Origin of the sequence: Arenibacter algicola (assembly GCF_000733925.1) — a bacterium.
In the GTDB taxonomy this organism is placed as follows: domain Bacteria; phylum Bacteroidota; class Bacteroidia; order Flavobacteriales; family Flavobacteriaceae; genus Arenibacter; species Arenibacter algicola.
In genome coordinates this window covers 2089027-2110565 of sequence record NZ_JPOO01000003.1, presented here as the reverse complement: position 1 = coordinate 2110565, position 21539 = coordinate 2089027, and the positions used below count along the sequence as shown (strand labels likewise).

Here is a 21539-nt window from a genome sequence, read left to right as displayed (position 1 = left end):
ACTTAAAAAGTAGAGATATGAGAAATATAATTTTAGGAGCCGTTTTTGCCTTGTTTACCTTATCGGGCTATGGCCAAGAGAAAAACAAGAAGATGAGTTTCGAGGTCAATGGAAAATGTGCTATGTGCAAGGAGAGAATCGAGGAAGCGGCCTTGGCCGTAAAAGGGGTTAAATATGCCTTATGGGATATTCCTACACATCAATTGTCATTGATAATCGATGAGCGAAAAACGAATTCAATGGAAATAAAAACCGCAATAGTTGGGGTAGGTCATGATACCAAGGAGTTAAAGGCTACCGAAGAGGCTTATGAAAGAGTGCACCCTTGTTGCAAGTATCGTGAGGACAATACCGATGATGGGCAGCATCATTAAAAAAAGTAAGTTGTTTGTACGATCCTACTAAAAAGAAAAAACCGCATTTGGTATTCCAAATGCGGTTTTTTTTATGGATGTAAATTTTAATATTTACATCATTCCTGGCATACCGCCACCCATTGGTGGGCCTGCAGGAGCATCTTCCTTAATATCGGTCAAGGCACATTCTGTAGTCAAGATCATTCCAGCAACAGAAGCGGCATTTTCCAATGCAATCCTTGTTACTTTCTTAGGGTCAATAATACCCGCTTTGATCATTTCCACATATTTTTCCGACTTGGCATCATAACCAAAATCTCCTTTGCCTTCCAAAACTTTGGCAACTACTACCGATCCTTCTCCTCCAGCGTTTTCAACGATGGTTCTCAAAGGTGATTCTATTGCTCTGGCAACGATTTGAACTCCTGTTTCCTCGTCAGCATTTTCGGTCTTGATTTTGGCAAGTACAGATTTGGCCCTAACCAAAGCAACGCCTCCACCGGCAACTATTCCCTCTTCAACAGCAGCTCTTGTTGCGTGAAGGGCATCATCTACCCTGTCTTTTTTCTCTTTCATTTCCACTTCAGAAGCAGCACCAACATAAAGAACAGCAACACCACCGGCCAATTTGGCCAAACGCTCCTGTAATTTTTCCTTGTCGTAATCGGAAGTGGTAGATTCTATTTGGGATTTGATCTGGTTAACCCTTGTCTTAATTGTTTTTGGGTCACCTGAGCCATTTACAATTGTTGTATTGTCCTTGTCAATTGTTATTTTTTCACAAGTACCTAGCATGTCCAAGGTAGCATTTTCCATTGTAAAGCCTCTTTCTTCGGCTATTACGGTTCCACCTGTAAGGATAGCTATGTCTTCCAACATTGCCTTTCTTCTGTCCCCAAATCCTGGTGCCTTAACAGCAGCAATCTTTAAAGATCCCCTTAATTTGTTCACTACCAAAGTAGCTAAAGCTTCTCCGTCAACATCTTCTGCAATAATTAAAAGAGGTTTTCCTGATTGTGCTACTGGCTCCAAAACTGGCAACAAATCCTTCATGGAAGAAATCTTCTTATCATATAGTAATATGTAAGGATTCTCCAAATCGGCTGTCATTTTTTCAGAATCGGTAACAAAGTATGGAGAAAGGTATCCTCTGTCGAATTGCATACCTTCTACAACATCAACATAAGTATCCGTTCCTTTGGCCTCCTCTACAGTGATAACTCCTTCTTTACCTACTTTTCCGAAAGCTTGGGCAATAAGGTCACCAATAGTTTCGTCATTATTGGACGAAATAGCGGCTACTTGTTTTATCTTTTCTGAAGAATCGCCCACTTTTTTGGTTTGTTTTGCCAAGTCTTCAACAATAACTTCCACAGCTTTGTCTATACCTCTTTTGAGGTCCATTGGATTGGCACCTGCAGCAACGTTCTTTAAGCCTTCTTTTACGATAGCTTGTGCAAGTACGGTTGCGGTAGTAGTACCATCACCTGCCAAATCATTGGTTTTGGAAGCAACTTCCTTTACCATTTGGGCACCCATATTCTCAAGAGGATCAGCCAATTCAATCTCTTTGGCTACGGTAACACCATCCTTGGTAATGTTTGGTGCGCCAAACGATTTACTGATGATTACATTTCTACCTTTAGGTCCCAAAGTTACTTTTACTGCGTTAGCCAATGCATCGACACCTCTTTTTAGGCCGTCTCTTGCATCGATATCAAATTTTATATCTTTTGCCATAATTTAATTTCATTTATCATTCCTAAGTAAAAAGGAATGAAATTAGTTATACTCTTTAGTTTGTTGTTTGGAATTATTCCCATCATTCAGGGAACAAGAGCAATATTATATAATTGCTAATATGTCGCTCTCGCGCATCATAAGATATTCGGTACCTTCAAGCTTAAGCTCAGTACCGGCATACTTACCGTATAGCACCGTATCGCCAACTTTAACGGTCACTTTTTCATCTTTAGTACCAGGTCCAACGGCAACTACCTTGCCTTTTTGCGGCTTTTCCTTTGCGGTATCAGGGATGTAAAGACCAGATGCAGTCTTTGTTTCGGCAGCCATAGGTTCTACTAGAACTCTATCTGCTAATGGTTTAATGCTAACTTTAGCCATATTATTTAGATTTTATGTTTTTAAGTTTGATTATTGTAGGCAGAAATTATGCCATTACCTTAAAACTGACACTTTGTTAAACAAAAATGCCAGCTTGTCACTTAAGCTGGCATTTTTTATATTTTAAATTTGTTTTTTCTTCTTACTGGGCACTGTCAGTAGTATTTGTACCATTAGTGGCAGGGGCAGTTATTGGTGTTTCTGGTAAAGCATCCGGCGCAGTAGTTTCAATAGGGTCGCCGTTAAGCAATTTCGAATCGGAATCACTGAAGCTTCCCTTTATTGCTACATTGGAAAGTAAAATTAGGACAACCAATATGGTTGCCAATGTCCAAGTACTCTTATCCAAAAAGTCGCCTGTTTTCTTTACTCCTCCAACAACTTGGTTGCCGCTTCCGCCAAAGGATGAGGACAATCCGCCACCTTTAGGGTTTTGCACCATAATTACGAGCATCAATAGGATGCAAACTAAGATGATCAGGACCAAGAATATTGTAAATGTCGTATTCATTATTTAATTATTTTCTTGTTGTATCTTTTCTACCGCTTTAATTCGGTCTGCAAAGAAACTACTTTTTTCTGGATATTTCAAACTTAAAATTTTATAGGCCTGAATAGCCTTTTTGTACTTCTTTTGTTCCAAATATACTTTGGCCAAAGTGGCTGTCATCAACTCGTTTTTATCAAAGCTAAGGGAGTCTTTTATAGGGACTTTTGCCGTGCTTTCTTTGGGTACAATTTTAGGGTTTGTTTCAATGAACTTATCGATTAGGTCAAATTTTTTCTTTTTTAGTTTATCTGCTTTTGGAGTTGGTTTCACCTCGGGTTTAGAGGCTTCTTTTTTCGGGGTATTGGGTTCGGATTTTGGCTTTGGTGGCTTGTGTGAAGTCAATTGAAGCCATTCCCCAAAGGAATATTTCTCTTTTTTGGTGAAATTTAAAGGTTTCCCGATTTCCAGTGTCTCTTCAGCTTTTTTTTTATTCTCCGAAATAGACTTGTCTATTTTTGGGTCTTTGGAGGAAAAAAGTGAAGGATCCAAAATGTCATCGGCGTCCTTTACCGTCCTTGGCAAGGGTTCGTCTTCCGACTCTTCTATTAGCGCACTTTCCTTTTTAAATTCCGATACGATCTCTTCGGAAATTGTTGGCGTATCATTTAAAGCAGTGGATTTTCCCAAAATAGAATCGGCGATTGTATTTTGCAGAAAATCTATTGAGGTAATAAAATCGAAAAGAATATCCCTATCTGCGGTATAGGCGGCAGTTAATTTAAGGGCGTTGTTGTATTTAAAACTGTTGAGATTCTTAAGGCCTTTAAGGTGCATGGCCCTTGCCGCTTGGAAATATGGATACTCTGCCAGCACATCTTCCAGTTGGTTGGTCTGCACAGGGGAAACCACTTCGTCTGGGTTTTGTAATAAATATGTAAAGTCCTGTACGTTCATAATTTACCAATCTGCCAATGATTTATTAAAAATGTCCTGGGTAATACGTTCAAATATAACCTGATGGGCCTCATCCTTAACACTCGCCAATTGGGAATTGGCCGGATAATCGTAGAAGAATGAAAATCGTTGTTCAAAATCCACATCCTCTTTGGTGTTGTTAAAGAACCTTACATTTACCGCAATGCTCAACCTGTTTTGCGCCGCGGTTTGTTGGGAGGTAGCCGACATGGGAGAAATTCGGTACTCCACAATTTCTCCTTCGTACAATAAATCCCCATTGGATTTAACAAGATCCAAACTGGTCTGATTTAAAATTAAATCCTGCAGGGCCAAGGTAAAATCCCTATCCATTCCCGGTTCAAAGGTAGATCCCGGATTTTGGGAAGCGTAGTTCTGAAAATATGGGACCTGGAAGGTTTTGGCTGTTCCCACATCGCCTCCGGTAAAGTTGTAAATACCACAACCAGAAATACAGCTTGTTAATACCAGTAGAATTATAATATTTTTTGCTTTAAACATTCATTAGTTTTTTTCTGGATTCTCTGTTTTTATTTTTTTGCCTACTGCCTACTGCCTACTGCCTACTGCCTACTGCCTACTGCCTACTGCCTACTGTTAAAGGTCGTACTGTTTTATTTTTCTATACAGCGTGCGTTCCGAGATGCCCAATTCCGCAGAAGCGGCCTTTCTTTTCCCTTTATTCCTCTCCAGGGATTTTTTAATGAGCTCTATTTCCTTGTCCTGTAAAGATAGGGTTTCTTCCTCTTGTATTTCCTCAGCGAAATGATACTTGTCTTCTTGCTGGGGAGTTTTGACTATCGGTTTTTCTGTATAGGGTTCAGGAAGCTGTAAAATTTTATTGGGGCTTTCCTCTTGTTCGGTATATTCCTCCTCCTCATCCCCGTAGATTTTTCGGATAAGATTTTCGTTTTCTTCCTGTACTTTTTCGCTGTCGTGCTTGAGCAGCTCCAGTGTCAATTTTTTTAGATCGTTCAAGTCGCTTTTCATATCAAAAAGTACCTTGTACAATATTTCCCTTTCGGTACTAAAATCGCCTTCTTTTTTTTCATTGCCTATTACGGCGGGCAAGTTGCTATTGCTTGAATTGGGCAGGTAACTATTTAAGGTGGCCAAAGTTATGAGCCTGCTTTCCTCCAATACAGAAACCTGTTCCGCAATATTCCTTAACTGACGGATGTTTCCCGGCCATCTGTACTTTAAAAGGAGTTGCACCGCATCGTCATCCAAGCGAATCGTAGGCATTTTATATTTCTGCCCAAAATCCGAAGCAAATTTCCGAAATAATAGATGGATGTCCTCTTTGCGTTCCCGTAAGGGCGGTATGTTGATTTCTACGGTGCTAAGACGATAATACAGGTCTTCCCTGAATTTTTCCTTTTTTATGGCCTCAAACATATTAACATTGGTAGCGGCCACTATTCTGACGTCTGTTTTTTGGACCTGGGAAGATCCTACTTTTAAAAATTCGCCATTTTCCAAAACCCTCAAGAGACGGACTTGGGTGGTAAGGGGAAGTTCCCCGACCTCATCCAAAAAAATGGTACCGCCATCGGCTACCTCAAAATATCCACTTCTAGTAGCTGTTGCTCCTGTAAAAGCCCCTTTTTCGTGACCAAAAAGTTCACTGTCTATAGTGCCTTCGGGAATGGCCCCACAGTTTACCGCAATGTATTTGGCATGTTTTCTATGGGAAAGGGAGTGTATGATTTTTGGAATGGCCTCCTTACCAACACCGCTTTCCCCGGTAACCAATACGGAAATGTCCGTTGGTGCCACCTGAATGGCCTTTTCAATGGCACGATTAAGTTTTACATCATTGCCAATGATTTCAAAGCGCTGTTTTATTGATTGAATCGATTCCATTATTTAATTGTTATTGGATAGCCCCAATGGCCTTCCTATTAAGGTGCCGGAGGTACAATCTGTAATTTCGACATTCACAAAATCGCCTATTTTATAGTTTTCCTTTGGAAATACCACCACAAAACTTTGGGAGTTCCTTCCCATCCAATCCAAATCGGATTTTTTGGAGGATCCCTCTACTAGAACTTCAACTGTTTTTCCAAGCTGTTGTTTGCTTCTAAAATGGCTGTGTTCCCTTTGAAGGGCAATAATTTCGGTGAGTCGTCTATTTTTTACCTCTTGGGGTACGTCATCTTTCATATTTCTGGCTGCGGCCGTCCCTGGCCTTTCCGAATAGGCGTACATATAACCATAATCATACTTAATCTCTTTCATTAAGGAAAGGGTATCCTGATGATCTTCTTCCGTTTCGGTAGGGAATCCTGTAATCATGTCCTGTGAGACAGTGCAATCTGGGATTATTTCCTTAATATTCCTCACCAGTTCAAGATATTCCTCCCTAGTGTGCAATCTGTTCATTTCCTTTAAGATCCTGTTACTGCCACTTTGCACCGGTAAATGAATATAATTACAGATGTTTGGATATTTTGCTACTACTCTAACCACATCCAATGTCATGTCCTGAGGGTTGGAAGTGGAAAATCGGATACGTACTTTTGGTTGCGCCAAGGCTACCATCTCCAATAAGTTCGAGAAATCAACAGCTGTGGCTTTTTGCATTTCCGACGCTTTTTCGAATCCTTTTTTCAATCCGCCGCCGTACCAAAGGTAGCTGTCCACATTTTGCCCTAATAGGGTAATTTCTTTAAACCCCTTATCGGCAAGGTCGTTTACTTCCTGCAGTATGGATTGTGGGTCCCTGCTGCGTTCACGTCCACGTGTAAAGGGCACTACACAAAAAGTACACATATTGTCACATCCACGGGTAATGGATACAAAGGCGGTAACCCCATTCGAATTGAGGCGTACCGGCGATATATCCCCATAGGTTTCTTCTTTGGACAGGATAACGTTTACGGCATTTCTGCCATCGTCCACCTCTTGGATAAGGTTGGGTAGGTCCTTGTAGGCGTCCGGACCTACTACCATGTCCACAATTTTCTCCTCTTCCAACAATTTGGTTTTTAGCCTTTCGGCCATGCATCCAAGAACCCCCACCTTCATGTGCGGCCTGTGCCGTTTTACGGCATTGAATTTTTCCAACCTCTTGCGAATGGTAAGTTCTGCTTTTTCCCGAATAGAACAGGTGTTGACCAATACCAAGTCGGCATCTTCCAATTCCTGTGTCGTACTAAAGCCTTCATTTGAAAGAATGGAGGCAACAATTTCACTATCCGAAAAATTCATGGCACAGCCATAGCTTTCTATGTATAGTTTTCTAGTGCTATTTTCTTTTTTAGCAAGGGTTATGGCAGTTCCCTGTACGGATTCATCTATAATCTTCTCCATTTTATTATGCATTCAACCTCATCTTTAAGAGTGTGCAAAGATAGTATTATATGGCTAAATATGACATATTGACAGTTAAATATTTATCAAAAATCCACGCAACTTTTTGGGTCAGGGGACATCTCACTAATGGTGACCCCGCAAAATTATATTGGTATGAGAAGGATGATTCTACTTTTGTTTGTGTTGACTGCCTTTGGGTTTATTTCCTGTAATGACGAGGATGACGGTAAATATGCGGAGTACTTGGTGGCCAAACCTTTAAAGATGAGTAAGGCCGATTTTAAAAAGGCCATAGATGTTATAGCTCCTATTCCCATGGATGAATCCGGAAAAATTTATGTTTACGGCCATTATATATTTGTCAATGAGAAATATGAAGGGGTTCATGTAGTTGATAATTCCGATCCCAAAGCTCCCCAGAAAATAGCCTTTATTAAAATACCGGGCAACGTAGATGTTTCTGTAAAGGGTAATTACCTATATGCGGATAGTATTACGGATTTGATCGTATTGGATATATCGGACATCAATAATATTAAAACGGTTAACCGCTTGGAAAATGTTTTGAGGGACAACGTGATTTTTCCGTTTGAGGTAGATATTTATGAGTGGCAGGATATAGATTATGAAAATGACATTGTGATCGGATGGGAAACGGTGAAGGAGAGAAGGTTGATTGAAGAAGTGCAGGTGGATTTTTCACGTGAGTTTGATGTAATGCTGTCCAATGCCGCCCAGAATTCGGCCCCAACAGGGCAGGGCGGATCCTTGGCACGCTTTAAGATCGTAAATGATTATTTGTACGCTGTGGACAGTCATAATATAAACGTATTCAATATTGAGGATCTGGAAAACCCCAAGGATCTGGATGACGTATATGCCGGTTTTGATATTGAAACTATTTTTAACAGGGGAGACCAATTATTTTTAGGAAGTATGAGGGGGATGTATATTTATGATATTTCTTCTCCGGCCACTCCTAGCTTGATTTCCGAATTTGAACACGGTACGGCCTGTGATCCTGTTGTGGTTGATGGGGATTACGCCTATGTAACCTTAAGGGGCGGCAATATGTGCGGTGCAACGGAGAGTGGACTTTTTATTGTGGACATTTCGGATATCACCAACCCTGAATTGGTAAAGAGCTATCCTATGGACGGTCCTTATGGCCTTGGAGTAAAGGATGAAAAATTATTTGTGTGCGATGGGGCATCAGGACTTAAGGTCTATGATAAGTCCAATGTTCAGGATTTGGTACAACTTAACCATTTTAAGGATATAGATACTTTTGATGTTATTCCCATGGAGGATAATTTACTGATGATCGGGGAAGAAGTTCTATATCAATATGAGTATCTGGAGAATAAAATAAAGCTGATCAGCACATTTAAGCTTAACTAATCCCTGTAGAATGGGATACTGGGTTTGAGGTGCTAGATACTAGATATTAGAATTGAGACATTAGTTGTAAGTTGGAACATCTTCCGATTTCGACTTCGGTCTATTTCCGAACACCTATTTGGTGGCTGAGCGTAGTCGAAGCCACATACTGGATGTTGGAATTGAGAATTAAAATATTGGACAATGAGACCTTAGATTTTGGGTTTAGACTTTATACCTGAAACCTTGAATTTTAAAGCTGCCAACTGTCACTACCAACTGCTACTTGTTATTTCCTAACATAGATAGTCTATGGCAAACTATTGGTTGTAGTCCTTCCTCCTCAGGTCGGAGAAGTCACCTTCCCTTGCCAATGGAAGGAGCCTTTTTGATTTCGTCATTGCGAGCGAAGCCTGGCAATCTGTCAATTGTTTGAAGAGATTGCTTCGTCGCCATAGCTCCCTGTCCGACCGGGCAGGCTCGCAATGACGGAAAATTTTAACTCCCCCTCCTTGGGTGTGCCTGTCCCACTTTTGGGCGGGAAGTTTGGGGAAGGACAACCTGCTGTACAAAGTCTGTCTACTTTCAACCCGCTACTGCCTACTATTTTTTGAACCTTAAACCATGAACTTTCAATCTTAAATTAACTTCCCACCATTGCTAATTTTTGGTCATACTAACTAGGGTATGGCATCAAATTAAAAAATTCAATTACTTTTGTGTCACCAAAAACTAGTTAATGGCAAAGAATTTAGTAATCGTAGAGTCCCCGGCTAAAGCAAAAACAATTGAGAAATTTTTAGGTAAGGAATATAAGGTAGAGTCCAGTTTTGGACATATTGCCGATTTGCCTTCCAAGGAATTAGGAGTGGATGTGGACAATAATTTTGCGCCTAAATATATTGTTGACAAGGACAAAAAGGCCCTTGTTAAAAAGCTTAAGGACTTGGCGGACAAAGCGGATACTATATGGCTTGCCAGTGATGAAGACCGTGAAGGGGAGGCAATTTCCTGGCACTTGGCAGAGGAGTTAAAATTGGACAAGAATAAAACAAAGCGGATAGTTTTTAACTCTATTACCAAATCTGCCATTCAAAAGGCGATTGAAAATCCTAGGGAAATTAATTACGATTTGGTGAACGCCCAACAGGCAAGGCGGATTTTGGACAGATTGGTGGGATACGAACTTTCCCCAGTCTTGTGGAAAAAAATTAAACCCGGTTTATCTGCGGGTAGGGTTCAATCCGTTGCGGTGAGATTAATAGTAGAAAGGGAACGGGAAATTGAAGCTTTTAATCCAGAAGCAGCCTTTAAGATATCGGCGGAGTTTAAAACCAATGAGGGTAGTATTTTTACTGCCAAGTTAAACAAGACCTATGTCAGCCAGAAAGAGGCTGAAGCTTTCTTAAAAGAAAATATTGGGGCAAATTTTTCAGTTGCCAGCCTAGATAAGAAACCTGCTAAAAAATCGCCTGCAGCACCATTTACAACTTCAACATTGCAGCAGGAAGCTTCCAGGAAATTGTATTTTTCAGTTTCAAGGACCATGCAAGTGGCACAACGCTTATATGAGGCTGGGTTAATAACCTATATGAGAACGGATAGCGTTAACCTATCCAAAGATGCCATTGATGCTGCAAAGGATGCTATTATAAGCAATTACGGTAAGGAATACAGTAAGGTCAGAAATTTTACAGGGAAATCCAAAGGAGCACAGGAGGCACATGAGGCCATCCGTCCTACGGAGATGACCAATCAGTCCCCATCATTGGAAAGGGATCAATCCAAATTATACGAACTTATATGGAAACGTACCTTGGCTTCTCAAATGAGTGATGCCGAATTGGAGCGTACCAATGTTAAAATAAAGGCCAATACCCACAAGGAAGAATTTACGGCCAACGGGGAGGTAATTAAATTTGATGGTTTCCTGAAGGTCTATTTGGAAGGTACCGATGATGAGGATATAAGTGAAGAGCAGGAAGGAATGCTTCCGGCTCTGAAAGAGGGTGAAAAACTCCACAATAATTATATAACGGCAACAGAACGTTTTTCCAGGGCACCTTATAGATTTACAGAGGCTTCCTTGGTAAAGAAATTGGAAGAACTTGGAATAGGAAGACCGTCTACCTATGCGCCTACGATTTCCACTATTCAGAATAGGGGTTACGTAGAAAAGGGAACCGTTGAAGGCACCGAAAGAAATTATGTACAGCTACTGCTGAAATCCGATAAGCTGACCACAAAGGATTTAAAGGAGAATGTGGGTTCCGATAAAGGGAAAATGGTGCCTACGGATATTGGAATAATAGTAACCGACTTTTTGGTAGGACATTTTGAGACAATTTTGGATTATCATTTTACTGCTAAAGTGGAAGAAGACTTTGATGAGATTGCTTCGGGTGATGAGGATTGGCAAAAAGTATTGAAGAATTTTTATGGGGATTTTCATCCCAAGGTTTTGGATGTGGAGGAGAATGCGGATAGGGCCAGTGGCGAGCGCGTTTTGGGGACAGATCCCAAGACGGGAAGACAGGTTTCGGTTAGATTGGGCCGTTTTGGGCCTATGGTACAGGTAGGTACCGTAGATGATGAGGAAAAACCATTGTTTGCCAGTTTGTTACCGGACCAGTCATTGAATACTATTAGCTACGAAGAAGCTATGGACCTGTTTAAATTGCCAAGAAAACTTGGGGTTTATGAAGGGGAAGATGTAGAAGCCAATGTGGGCCGATTTGGTCCTTATATAAGGTTTGGTAAAAAGTTTGTTTCTCTGGGCAAGGATGAAAATGCCATGGAGATAGACATGGATCGGGCCGTGGAACTGATCAAGGAAAAACAAAAAGCGGATGCCCCTATTGCAATTTATGAGAATAAAGAGGTTACCAAAGGGGTCGGAAGATTTGGTCCATTTATTAAATGGGACGGAATGTTCATTAATGTTAGTAAGAAATATGATTTTGATACTCTTTCAAAACAGGATATCGAAGAGATTATAGAGGCCAAAAAACAAAAAGAAATCGATAAATTGGTCCAAGAATGGCCAGAAGAAGGGATTCGAATAGAAAAGGCCAGATGGGGCAGGCATAGTATTATCAAGGGCAAGATCAAGGTGGAGGTTTCCAAGGATGTGGATGCTACCAAGATTTCCCTTAAGGATGCGCAGGAATTAATAGAGAAAAAGACACCTAAGAAAAAAACCAAAGCAAAACCTAAGGCTAAAAAATAATATGGCATTCGATTTTTTAGTACCCGTAAGTGACAGGGTATTGGCCCACTGCGAATTACTTCCGGCCCAAGCATTGGGGAAACACATATATATGCACACTGCACGGCATGGTCTTCCGGTGCTGGCAAATGTAAGTGTAGCTATATTAGGGGTCAATGAATCTAGAAATGCTTTTGAGAAAAAACCGGAGCGCCTGGATATTTCCGAAATTAGACTACAGTTGTATAATTTGATGATGGGGAACTGGAATTCCTCCATCATAGATTTGGGAGATATTGAAGAGGGGGAGACTGTAGAGGATACCTATTTTGTGGTAAAGGAAATAGTTGCCGGCCTACTGGAAGAGAATATTATCCCCATTGTCATTGGTGCAACACAAGACATTACCTATCCTACATACAGGGCCTTTGACGGTCTTAAAAATATGGTTAATCTAGTGTCCATAGACAGTAGGTTCGACTTTGGGATGGACGAAGATCTTATTTCTTCCCATTCCTATATGAGTAAAATAATTACCGAAAAGCCTAATAATTTATTTAATTTCTCCAATATTGGCTATCAAAGTTATTTTAATTCCCAAGAAGAATTGGACCTAATGGAGCGTCTTTTCTTTGATTCCTATAGGTTGGGTGAATTAATTTCCAATATAACCTTGGCGGAGCCGGTGCTACGGAATGCCCATGTGGTTAGTTTGGATGCACGTGCCATACGTGCGGCAGATATAGGGTATTCCAGAAACTTTTCTCCCAATGGTTTTACCGGAAGGGAAATCTGTGCCATAGCAAGATATGCCGGAATTAGTGACAATGTATCGGTTTTTGGGATATACGAATGCGAAAATAGCAATCAATCCTTTCAACTTGTTGCCCAAATAATATGGTATTTTATAGAGGGCCTAAACTTTAGGATCCAAGAGACTCCCAATAGTAATAGTAACGACTTCACCAAGTATACCGTACCTACGGAAGATGAGTCCCTTATCTTTTATAAAAGCCATCTCAGCGAAAGATGGTGGGTAGAGGTACCTTCAATTTTAACTTCACATACTAAAACAAATTCACCCGCGTTATTACCATGCACTGAATTGGATTATCTGGATGCATGTAATCAAAATATTCCTGAGCGGTGGTTTAAAGCCTACAAAAAAGGGTTTAATTGAAATAATAAATTTATTGTATAAAAACAATTTTTATACAATAAATTATTTAAAAATAAGTTTTAGAGAATAATACTTGTGTTTGCATTTATAATCATAATCGAAATTTAACCTAACGTATGAAGAAGCTATTGTTGTCATCTATAGCATTTGTTTTTTTACTCTCAAGTTGTGGGTCCAAAACAAAAGGAGAGCTGGTCGGAGCTCAAGGAAAAAAATGGTATCCCGAAAAACCCTATGGTATGGAATTGATTCCTAGAGGAGCATTCATCATGGGTAAGAGTGAGGAAGATCAGGCTAAGGTACTAAACGCCCCGACAAAGACTGTAACTGTTCGATCTTTCTACATGGATGATACTGAAATTACGAATAGTGAATATCGTCAATTTGTAGAATGGGTAAAAGACTCCATTGCAAGAACCCGTTTGGCTATTTTGGCCGATGAGTTGGGCTTGGGACCTGAAGATGGAGGTATAGGGGACTATGCCTTTAAGGATGCCGATACCACAAGATTGTCTGCCTACGATAAGTACATGTTGAACAATTATGCAGGTATGGGAGAAACAGGCTACGAAGGTAGGGCATTGGACAGAAAACAGAACTTAATCTGGGATACATCCAAATATCCGGACGAGTATTATGCCGAGGTAATGGATTCATTGTATATTTCCCAAGAGGAATCCTATAATGGCCAACGCCATGTAGATGTTACCAAATTGAAATACAAATATACCTGGATGGATATTGAGGCTGCGGCCCGTGCCAAAAAGGGAAGTAGAAAGAATTTTATAAAACAGGAAGAACTTGAAATTTATCCGGATACTACGGTATGGATAAAGGATTTCTCCTACTCCTATAATGAGCCAATGCACAATGATTATTTCTGGCACGATGCTTATAGTGACTACCCTGTAGTTGGGGTTACATGGCAACAGGCACAGGCCTTTTGTAACTGGAGGACCAAGTTCAAGAACGATGATCAAAAAAGTAGGGGCAAGCAATTTGTCAACCGCTTTAGATTACCTACCGAAGCGGAATGGGAATATGCTGCAAGAGGAGGTATAGAAGGAGGAACTTACCCTTGGGGTGGACCGTATGTAATTAGTGATACCGGGTGTTTTATGGCCAACTTTAAACCACAACGTGGGGATTACGCGGCAGATCAAGCCTTGTATACAGTAGAGGCAAAGGCCTATGAGCCCAACGATTATAACCTTTACAATATGGCAGGTAACGTTTCCGAATGGACCAATAGTAGCTATGACCCAAATTCCTATGAATATGTGTCCACTATGAACCCCAATGCGGAATCTACCCAAAACGCAAGAAAAGTTATAAGAGGTGGATCTTGGAAAGATGTTGCTTATTTCCTACAGGTAAGCACCAGGGATTACGAATACCAGGATTCGGCACGTAGTTATATCGGTTTTAGAACCGTACAGGATTACATGGGAGAGGAAGACTCTACCAATTAAAATATAAAATAAAGAAGACCTTTATATTGAATCAAACGTTAAACCAAATACTTATTATTAACATTACTTAATTAAATTTAAAATTATGGCACAGTCAAAATCAACTAAGAAATTATTTAACATGGCCTACGGCCTTGGTGCATCTGTAGTAATTATAGGAGCATTGTTTAAGATCCTTCACTGGCAATTTGGCCCACTTACGGGAGGATTGTTATTGGCAATCGGTCTTATTACCGAAGCATTAATTTTTGCTATCAGTGCATTTGAACCAGTAGATGACGAATACGATTGGTCATTGGTGTACCCGGAATTAAACGGAGGTGCTGCTTCTGGAAAATCCAATTCCAAAGCTGAAATGAAAGAGGCAGAAGCTTCTTTATCCAAAAAATTGGATGATTTGTTAAAAGAAGCCGGTGTAGATGCCAACCTTATGGAAAGTCTTGGATCTAGCATTAGAAACTTTGAAGGTGCTGCCAAAGGTATAGCTCCAACTGTTGATGCTATGGAATCTACTAAGAAGTATTCTGATGAAATGGTACAGGCTGCCGCTCAAATGGAATCTTTGAACAGTCTTTACAAAGTACAATTGGAAAGTGCAAGCAGACAAGCTTCTATCAACGAGGAAGTGGTACAGAATTCTAGCGCCCTTAAAGAGCAAATGGAATCTTTGGCTACCAACCTTTCTTCATTGAACGGAGTTTACGGTGGTATGTTATCTGCAATGAATAGAAACTAATTAGTTACAATTCAATAACCAAACCCAAATCAATTAATAATTAAAACTAATTAGAAAAATGGCAGGAGGAAAAGCAACACCACGTCAGAAGATGATCAACCTAATGTACTTGATCTTCATCGCGATGTTGGCCTTAAATATGGGAAAAGAAGTTCTATCGGCTTTCGGTCTTATGAACGAAAAGTTAGAAGCTTCTAACATAAAAACCACGGAAAACAATACGGCTTTCCTAAGTGGTCTTGAAACCAAAGCATCTGAAAATGCTGAGAAATTTGGCCCTCTTTTGGAGGATGCCAGGAAAATAAAGGAATTGTCTGCTGAGTATTACCAATACTTGGAAAACTTGAAAAAGGAGATGATGGCCGATGTTGAGGATCCAAAAGATTATCAAGTTATGGACAAGACCGATTATTTGGATCAACGTTTTTTCCAAGGAGACCAACTTGGAGCGGATGGTAAAGAGTTCTTGGATCGCTTGGTAAACTATCGTACCCAGATCGCTGCAGTAATGCCTAAGGAATTGGAGTCTGTAAAGTCTTCTGTAAATTCTAGGTTCGAAACTGGAGATGATAATGGTAAGGTTACTAAAAGGGATGGTTCCAAACAAGATTGGTTGAACTATAACTTTGAAGGTTATCCTTTGGTTGCTTCTTTGACCAAGATCACTTCACTTCAGGCCGATATTAAGGCTACCGAGGAAGATGCTTTAAAAGCTATGCTTCAAGGACAGTTGAGCAGTGAGGTTTCCATGACCAATTATACCACTTTGTTGGAGCAAGAAAAATCTGCTTTTTATGCAGGTGAAAAATTTGCAGGAAATATTGTATTGGGTCGTAAAGATGCTACTACAAAACCTAACGAAGTTAACTTGACCCTAGATGGTAGAAAATTAAGTGAAGGTACCGATTATGTAATCGAGGACGGTAAGGTAAGGTTGACCGTAAGTGCTGGAAGTGCTGGTGATCATAAGATTGAAGGTAACTTGGTGTTTATGCAGGATGGAGAGCGTACAGAAGTGCCAGTATCCTCTACATTTGCCACTATTACCAAGCCCAATGCAGCTGTAATTTCTGCTGATAAAATGAATGTTGTTTATCGTGGTGTTTCCAACCCTATAACCATATCCATTCCTGGTATTCCGGATAACAATGTATCCGCATCCGCTCCAGGACTTAGTAAGCAGAGTGGAAGTAAATACGCTATGAATCCTGGTACAGGAAGAACTGTTTCTATAACTGCTTCCGGTAAATTGCCTGATGGTCAAATGATCAAAACTTCATCCGAGTTTAGGATTAAGGATATTCCAAGACCTTCAGGTTCTGTAAGAGGAGAATCCGGAAGTGCTAAAATGGGTAAAAACAACCTAGAGATATCTACTATTGGAGCTCTATTGGAAGACTTTGATTTTGATCTTAACCTTGCGGTTAGTGGATTTAAATTTAAAGTTCCAGGACAGCCAACGGTAGATGTTAATGGTAACAAATTGGACGCTAGAGCCAAGTCTGCCCTTAAAAGAGCAAGCCGAGGTGATGCCGTACAGATTTTCGATATCGAAGCGTATATTACAAATAACAAAAGCTATAAGCTTAAAAAGGTATCTCCTGTTGTTGTGGAGATTACAAACTAGTAAAAATGTTGTGAAATGGCCATGGCAAATAAAGAATGTTTGCTATGGCTAATTCACCAGTCCAACCTTAGTGGGGCTGAAGATTAAAAACAATAAATTTAAACAGATGAATTGGAAAAATGTTTTATTAATTGGAGTAGTGGTCCTGTTGCCATTGTCTATTTCCGCCCAGGCAAATATTTTAAATGCCAAATTACCGGAAGAGATAGGGAAGAAGACAGAAGCACAAATTGCTAAAGATAATGACGCTCCTTTACCTTACGCTTACGTGGATGACAGGGACATTCTCTGGTCCAAAACCGTTTGGGAGGTAATCGACTTGGACGAGCGTGTTAACTTTCCGCTGTATTATCCTTTGGATACTATTGATATAGGTCCGGACAGAAGGTCATTGTATGATGTGTTGATCAAAAACATTAAGAATGGTAAATTGACAGATGTTTATGTAGACTCTTATTTTACCGAAAAAAGAAAGTTCAGCGATTTGGCTGCAACTTTACAAAAAGTAGATACTACGGACTACGGATACGAGCAATTTAATGCAGGAGAGCCTATTTCTCCTGAATATATTAATCGTAGGAACCTTACTGCTGCCGATTTGGAGGAATACCTTATTAAAGGAATCTGGTATTTCGACAAAAGATTGGGTGAACTAAAATACCGATTGTTGGGTATTGCACCTGTAGCTCCAGACGTTAACTTTATAGATGATGAATCTATGGATTTGGCCGAGGCAAAAGTTCCATTGTTCTGGGTATGGTATCCTAGTGCCAGACAGATATTACATGAAGCCAAAGTGTTTAACCAACGGAATTCCGCGCAGCCTATTTCTTTTGATATGTTGTTGAACGCAAGAAGATTCAATGCAACGATCTATAAAGAAGATAACGTGCATGGAGACCGTGAGGTTAAGGACTATATTGCAGATAATGCCTTGTTCCAATTATTGGAATCCAAACGTATTAAGGAGGTTATCCGAGATAGGGAACAAGATATGTGGGCCTACTAGCCTTAATAATATTCCAATTCACATATAAAGCAAAGCGCCACTTCGTAAGATGTGGCGCTTCTTTTTTTAATGGATTTGGAGATTACTTTAAATCACTGAGCCGTTAAGAAAGTTGCTTTTCTAGAAAGTAGGATGATTAATAATTCAATTTGATGAAGGTTTGGAATTCCTTCTCTACTTTTGCAAAATGGTAGATTATCTAATTGTGGGTCTGGGCTTGGCCGGTATTTCCTTTTGCGAAGTATTGGAGAGCAATAAAAAATCGTTTAAAGTAATCAGTGATGATTCCCAAACCTCTTCCGTGGTAGCAGGCGGACTTTATAATCCTGTAACCCTTAAACGTTTTACATTGGCATGGAATGCCAAAGAACAGTTGGATTTGGCTATTCCTTTCTATTCCGAATTGGAAAAGAAATTAAATATCCAGCTGGATTACAAAATTCCGATCTTGAGGCGTTTTGCCAGTATAAACGAACAGAACCTTTGGTTTGAAGCTTCGGACAAACCAAATTTGGGCCTCTTTGTGGCCCCAAAAATACTTACCAACCATAATCCCAATATTGAAGCGCCCTATGGCTATGGGGAGGTAATGCATACGGGAAGGATAGATACTGCCGTTTTACTATTGCACTACGGCAAGTATCTGAGGGATAAAGATGTATTGCTCAGGGAAACCTTTGATTTTAAGGCCCTAACGTTAAAGGACGGATTTGTGGAATATCAAGGTACAAAGGCTAAAAACATAGTTTTTGCAACAGGATTTGGGTTAAAAAACAACCCGTATTTTAATTATTTGCCGCTCAACGGTACCAAAGGTGAATTACTGACGATCAAGGCACCGGCCTTAAAAGAGGAGAGGGTTATAAAATCGTCCGTTTTTATTATTCCCTTGGGCAGTGATATGTATAGGGTGGGGGCTACCTATAAATGGAAAGATAAAAGCAATACTCCCACTGAAGAATGTAAACAGGAGCTTTTGCAAAAGTTGAATACTTTTCTAAAATGCCCTTATGAAGTTGTTGACCATGTGGCGGGAATTAGGCCAACGGTAAGTGATAGGAAGCCATTAGTAGGCAGGCATCCCGAACATGAAAATATGTATTTGCTCAATGGTCTGGGTTCACGTGGGGTAATGATCGCCCCAATGGCGTCCATGCAACTTTATGCCTTAATAGAAAATAAAGAGGCTATTGTGCCCGAAATGGACCTATGCCGTTTTACCAAGAAGCATTTTAGGAATTGATCTTAGTGGTGGCCTTTGGGTCGTATTTTATGAAGAAATTGATCCAGATGTTTCGCGATACCCTAATGATAAATGGCATAAATACGATCATTGTAGCAATGATTGCAATAAATGTATTTATCAAGGTAGCTTTGAAAAATAAAAAGGCAATTACGAAAGCGGCTACGGCAAAGGCTACACCTACACCGTAACTAACATACATGGCCCCGTAAAAAAAAGAGGGTTCTATTTTATATTTGGTTCCGCAATGCGAACAACGCTCGTTCATTTTGAAGATATTGCCCAAATGATATGGGTTTTTGTCCTGATACATACTCTCTTCATGACATTTAGGACAAGTTCCTGTTAAAATGCTGTAGAGTTTGTTTCCTTTTTTTAACATTTGCAAAAAGTTTCTACAAAATTACATTTTTGTAGCATTAATTAGTGTAACAATAGTCACCGAATATGCTTAATATCCACAATCTCTCCGTTTCTTTTGGAGGAGAATATCTGTTTGAAGAAATATCTTTCCGTTTAAATTCCGGAGATCGAGTTGGTCTAATAGGAAAAAATGGAGCAGGGAAATCTACGCTTTTGAAAATTTTATCAAAGGATATGCCCATAGATTCGGGTACTATAGCCTCTGATAAGGATCTTAAAATGGGATTCTTGAGACAGGATATCGATTTTGATCTAGGTAGGACGGTGCAGGAAGAGGCGCATCAGGCCTTTGAGGAAATAAAAGCTTTGGAGTTGAGGTTGGACGAGATTAACCATCAGTTGGCAGAACGTACCGACTATGAAAGTGAGGCCTATAATCAATTAATTATAGACTTGAACGATGTAACCCATCATTATGAGATATTGGGAGGGTACAACTATCAGGGCGAAACCGAAAAAGTATTGTTGGGTCTGGGTTTTAAACGTGAGGATTTTGATCGTAAAACAGAAACCTTTTCCGGAGGTTGGAGGATGCGGATAGAATTGGCAAAACTTTTGTTACAGAGCAATGACGTGCTCTTGTTGGATGAGCCAACAAACCACCTGGATATAGAATCAATTATTTGGTTGGAAAATTTCCTGAAGAATTATCCAGGGGGTGTAATGATAGTCTCCCACGATAAAATGTTTTTGGATAATGTTACCAATAGGACTATTGAAATTTCCTTGGGAAGGATATATGATTACAATAAGCCCTACTCCAAATATTTGGTACTAAGGAACGAAATAAAGCAACAGCAGCTAAATGCCCAGAAAAACCAAGAGAAGGAAATACAGCAGGCGGAAAGACTGATTGAAAAGTTCAGGGCCAAATCCACAAAGGCTTCCATGGCACAGTCCCTGATCAAGAAGCTCGATAAAATGGAGCGGATAGAGGTTGATGAGGATGACAATAGTGTAATGAACCTAAGATTTCAAATTTCCGTTACCCCTGGTAAAGTTGTAACAGAAATAGAAGGTCTGTCCAAGAGTTATGGGGATAACCATGTTTTAAAGAAAATAGACCTATTGATAGAGCGCGACTCCAAGACGGCCTTTGTTGGACAAAATGGGCAAGGGAAATCCACTCTCGCTAAAATAATGGTGGGAGATTTGAATCATAAGGGGCATCTAAAATTAGGGCATAATGTTCAAATCGGTTATTTCGCACAAAATCAGGCAGAATATTTGGATGGGGAAAAGACTATTTTGGATACCATGATAGATGCGGCCAATGAAAAGAACAGAAGTAAAGTTAGGGATATATTAGGGTCTTTTTTATTTAGGGGCGATGAGGTGGAGAAATATGTAAAAGTACTATCCGGAGGTGAGCGGAATAGATTGGCCCTTGCTAAAATGTTACTACAGCCCTTTAATGTGTTGGTTATGGATGAGCCAACAAACCATTTGGATATTAAATCCAAGAATGTGCTTAAGCAGGCACTTCAGAATTTTGATGGAACATTGATATTGGTGAGTCACGATAGGGATTTTTTGCAAGGCCTTACCAACAAGGTATATGAATTTAAGGATGGTAGCATCAAAGAATATCTTGGGGATATCGATTTCTATTTGGAACAGAGGAAAGTTGATGATTTCAGGGCTATAGAAAAGAAGCAAACAGTAGTTCATAAAAAAGAAAAACCCCAGGAGAAACACATCGATTTCGAAGATCAAAAAAAGATAAAATCCTTAAAAAATAGGCTCAGTTCAACGGAAAGTGACATTGCCAGCTTAGAAAAAGAGATAGCTGCAATTGATCATGACCTACTTATGAATTATGATGCAACAATTGCAAAGGCCAATTTTTTCGATTCATATCAAAAGAAAAAAAAGAACCTCGAAAGCCTAATGAAAACTTGGGAAAATATCACTTTGGAACTCGAAGAAATCTCTTTGTAGGAAATAAATCCAAGTGGTTGAATTTCTCTCACCACAACTTTTGGCACTTTCACAACA

Annotated in this window: 18 protein-coding genes; 10 read left to right on the top strand and 8 right to left on the bottom strand. The window is 39.9% G+C overall.

Features of this window, described 5'->3' with window-relative positions; all coding sequences use genetic code 11:
- Positions 1 to 17: 17 nt before the first annotated feature.
- Complete coding sequence (locus tag U735_RS0119570) at positions 18 to 374, top strand: heavy-metal-associated domain-containing protein (protein ID WP_031445435.1); 357 nt, start codon at positions 18 to 20, stop codon at positions 372 to 374.
- Between the two features lie 93 nt (positions 375 to 467).
- On the opposite strand, the gene groL is transcribed toward U735_RS0119570, so the two are convergent.
- From groL to miaB, 7 genes are all read right to left on the bottom strand, one after another.
- The gene (gene groL / locus U735_RS0119565; RefSeq protein ID WP_031445434.1) at positions 468 to 2096 is read right to left on the bottom strand and encodes a chaperonin GroEL; all 1629 of its coding nucleotides are present in this window, start codon (positions 2094 to 2096) and stop codon (positions 468 to 470) included.
- 105 nt (positions 2097 to 2201) lie between these two features.
- Positions 2202 to 2480: a co-chaperone GroES gene (locus tag U735_RS0119560; protein WP_031445433.1), complete on the bottom strand. Its 279-nt coding sequence runs from the start codon at positions 2478 to 2480 to the stop codon at positions 2202 to 2204.
- 142 nt (positions 2481 to 2622) lie between these two features.
- The gene (secG, locus tag U735_RS0119555) at positions 2623 to 2991 is read right to left on the bottom strand and encodes a preprotein translocase subunit SecG (RefSeq protein ID WP_031445432.1); all 369 of its coding nucleotides are present in this window, start codon (positions 2989 to 2991) and stop codon (positions 2623 to 2625) included.
- A gap of 3 nt (positions 2992 to 2994) precedes the next feature.
- Positions 2995 to 3924, bottom strand: a complete 930-nt coding sequence (locus U735_RS0119550) for a hypothetical protein (RefSeq protein WP_031445431.1) — start codon at positions 3922 to 3924, stop codon at positions 2995 to 2997.
- A gap of 3 nt (positions 3925 to 3927) precedes the next feature.
- Positions 3928 to 4446, bottom strand: coding sequence for an LptE family protein (locus tag U735_RS0119545; RefSeq protein ID WP_031445430.1), 519 nt, complete (start codon positions 4444 to 4446; stop codon positions 3928 to 3930).
- Between the two features lie 96 nt (positions 4447 to 4542).
- On the bottom strand, positions 4543 to 5811 hold the full coding sequence (locus U735_RS0119540) for a sigma-54 interaction domain-containing protein (protein WP_031445429.1): 1269 nt from the start codon (positions 5809 to 5811) through the stop codon (positions 4543 to 4545).
- 3 nt (positions 5812 to 5814) lie between these two features.
- Positions 5815 to 7260, bottom strand: coding sequence for a tRNA (N6-isopentenyl adenosine(37)-C2)-methylthiotransferase MiaB (gene miaB / locus U735_RS0119535; RefSeq protein WP_031445428.1), 1446 nt, complete (start codon positions 7258 to 7260; stop codon positions 5815 to 5817).
- 156 nt (positions 7261 to 7416) lie between these two features.
- On the opposite strand from miaB, the gene U735_RS0119530 reads away from it, so the two are divergent.
- The 8 genes from U735_RS0119530 (at position 7417) to U735_RS0119495 (ending at position 19118) form a co-directional block, all read left to right on the top strand.
- Positions 7417 to 8664 carry an LVIVD repeat-containing protein gene (locus tag U735_RS0119530; RefSeq protein WP_031445427.1) on the top strand — a complete coding sequence of 416 codons (1248 nt, stop codon included), beginning with the start codon at positions 7417 to 7419 and terminating at the stop codon, positions 8662 to 8664.
- Positions 8665 to 9382: 718 nt separating this feature from the next.
- Positions 9383 to 11872, top strand: a complete 2490-nt coding sequence (topA, locus tag U735_RS0119525) for a type I DNA topoisomerase (RefSeq protein WP_031445426.1) — start codon at positions 9383 to 9385, stop codon at positions 11870 to 11872.
- A gap of 1 nt (position 11873) precedes the next feature.
- Complete coding sequence (locus tag U735_RS0119520) at positions 11874 to 13031, top strand: formimidoylglutamase (RefSeq protein WP_031445425.1); 1158 nt, start codon at positions 11874 to 11876, stop codon at positions 13029 to 13031.
- 116 nt (positions 13032 to 13147) lie between these two features.
- Positions 13148 to 14503: a T9SS ring complex lipoprotein PorK/GldK gene (gene porK, locus U735_RS0119515; protein ID WP_031445424.1), complete on the top strand. Its 1356-nt coding sequence runs from the start codon at positions 13148 to 13150 to the stop codon at positions 14501 to 14503.
- Positions 14504 to 14588: 85 nt separating this feature from the next.
- On the top strand, positions 14589 to 15239 hold the full coding sequence (porL, locus tag U735_RS0119510; RefSeq protein WP_031445423.1) for a type IX secretion system motor protein PorL/GldL: 651 nt from the start codon (positions 14589 to 14591) through the stop codon (positions 15237 to 15239).
- A gap of 58 nt (positions 15240 to 15297) precedes the next feature.
- Positions 15298 to 16866: a type IX secretion system motor protein PorM/GldM gene (gene porM, locus U735_RS0119505; protein WP_031445422.1), complete on the top strand. Its 1569-nt coding sequence runs from the start codon at positions 15298 to 15300 to the stop codon at positions 16864 to 16866.
- Positions 16867 to 16972: 106 nt separating this feature from the next.
- Positions 16973 to 17875 carry a type IX secretion system ring subunit PorN/GldN gene (porN, locus tag U735_RS0119500; RefSeq protein WP_031445421.1) on the top strand — a complete coding sequence of 301 codons (903 nt, stop codon included), beginning with the start codon at positions 16973 to 16975 and terminating at the stop codon, positions 17873 to 17875.
- 187 nt (positions 17876 to 18062) lie between these two features.
- On the top strand, positions 18063 to 19118 hold the full coding sequence (locus U735_RS0119495; RefSeq protein WP_031445420.1) for an NAD(P)/FAD-dependent oxidoreductase: 1056 nt from the start codon (positions 18063 to 18065) through the stop codon (positions 19116 to 19118).
- On the opposite strand, the gene U735_RS0119490 is transcribed toward U735_RS0119495, so the two are convergent.
- Positions 19108 to 19500: a DUF983 domain-containing protein gene (locus U735_RS0119490; RefSeq protein WP_031445419.1), complete on the bottom strand. Its 393-nt coding sequence runs from the start codon at positions 19498 to 19500 to the stop codon at positions 19108 to 19110. The genes U735_RS0119495 and U735_RS0119490 overlap by 11 nt on opposite strands.
- A 65-nt stretch (positions 19501 to 19565) precedes the next feature.
- Between U735_RS0119490 and U735_RS0119485 the strand changes: the two genes are divergently transcribed.
- Positions 19566 to 21482, top strand: coding sequence for an ABC-F family ATP-binding cassette domain-containing protein (locus U735_RS0119485; protein ID WP_031445418.1), 1917 nt, complete (start codon positions 19566 to 19568; stop codon positions 21480 to 21482).
- Positions 21483 to 21539 lie beyond the last annotated feature (57 nt).

Bases quoted from the DNA above. Each gene is read 5' to 3' on its own strand.
- U735_RS0119570 (WP_031445435.1), top strand. From the start codon at position 18: ATGAGAAATATAATTTTAGGAGCCGTTTTTGCCTTGTTTACCTTATCG.
- groL (WP_031445434.1), bottom strand. From the start codon at position 2,096: ATGGCAAAAGATATAAAATTTGATATCGATGCAAGAGACGGCCTAAAA.
- U735_RS0119560 (WP_031445433.1), bottom strand. From the start codon at position 2,480: ATGGCTAAAGTTAGCATTAAACCATTAGCAGATAGAGTTCTAGTAGAA.
- secG (WP_031445432.1), bottom strand. From the start codon at position 2,991: ATGAATACGACATTTACAATATTCTTGGTCCTGATCATCTTAGTTTGC.
- U735_RS0119550 (WP_031445431.1), bottom strand. From the start codon at position 3,924: ATGAACGTACAGGACTTTACATATTTATTACAAAACCCAGACGAAGTG.
- U735_RS0119545 (WP_031445430.1), bottom strand. From the start codon at position 4,446: ATGTTTAAAGCAAAAAATATTATAATTCTACTGGTATTAACAAGCTGT.
- U735_RS0119540 (WP_031445429.1), bottom strand. From the start codon at position 5,811: ATGGAATCGATTCAATCAATAAAACAGCGCTTTGAAATCATTGGCAAT.
- miaB (WP_031445428.1), bottom strand. From the start codon at position 7,260: ATGGAGAAGATTATAGATGAATCCGTACAGGGAACTGCCATAACCCTT.
- U735_RS0119530 (WP_031445427.1), top strand. From the start codon at position 7,417: ATGAGAAGGATGATTCTACTTTTGTTTGTGTTGACTGCCTTTGGGTTT.
- topA (WP_031445426.1), top strand. From the start codon at position 9,383: ATGGCAAAGAATTTAGTAATCGTAGAGTCCCCGGCTAAAGCAAAAACA.
- U735_RS0119520 (WP_031445425.1), top strand. From the start codon at position 11,874: ATGGCATTCGATTTTTTAGTACCCGTAAGTGACAGGGTATTGGCCCAC.
- porK (WP_031445424.1), top strand. From the start codon at position 13,148: ATGAAGAAGCTATTGTTGTCATCTATAGCATTTGTTTTTTTACTCTCA.
- porL (WP_031445423.1), top strand. From the start codon at position 14,589: ATGGCACAGTCAAAATCAACTAAGAAATTATTTAACATGGCCTACGGC.
- porM (WP_031445422.1), top strand. From the start codon at position 15,298: ATGGCAGGAGGAAAAGCAACACCACGTCAGAAGATGATCAACCTAATG.
- porN (WP_031445421.1), top strand. From the start codon at position 16,973: ATGAATTGGAAAAATGTTTTATTAATTGGAGTAGTGGTCCTGTTGCCA.
- U735_RS0119495 (WP_031445420.1), top strand. From the start codon at position 18,063: ATGGTAGATTATCTAATTGTGGGTCTGGGCTTGGCCGGTATTTCCTTT.
- U735_RS0119490 (WP_031445419.1), bottom strand. From the start codon at position 19,500: ATGTTAAAAAAAGGAAACAAACTCTACAGCATTTTAACAGGAACTTGT.
- U735_RS0119485 (WP_031445418.1), top strand. From the start codon at position 19,566: ATGCTTAATATCCACAATCTCTCCGTTTCTTTTGGAGGAGAATATCTG.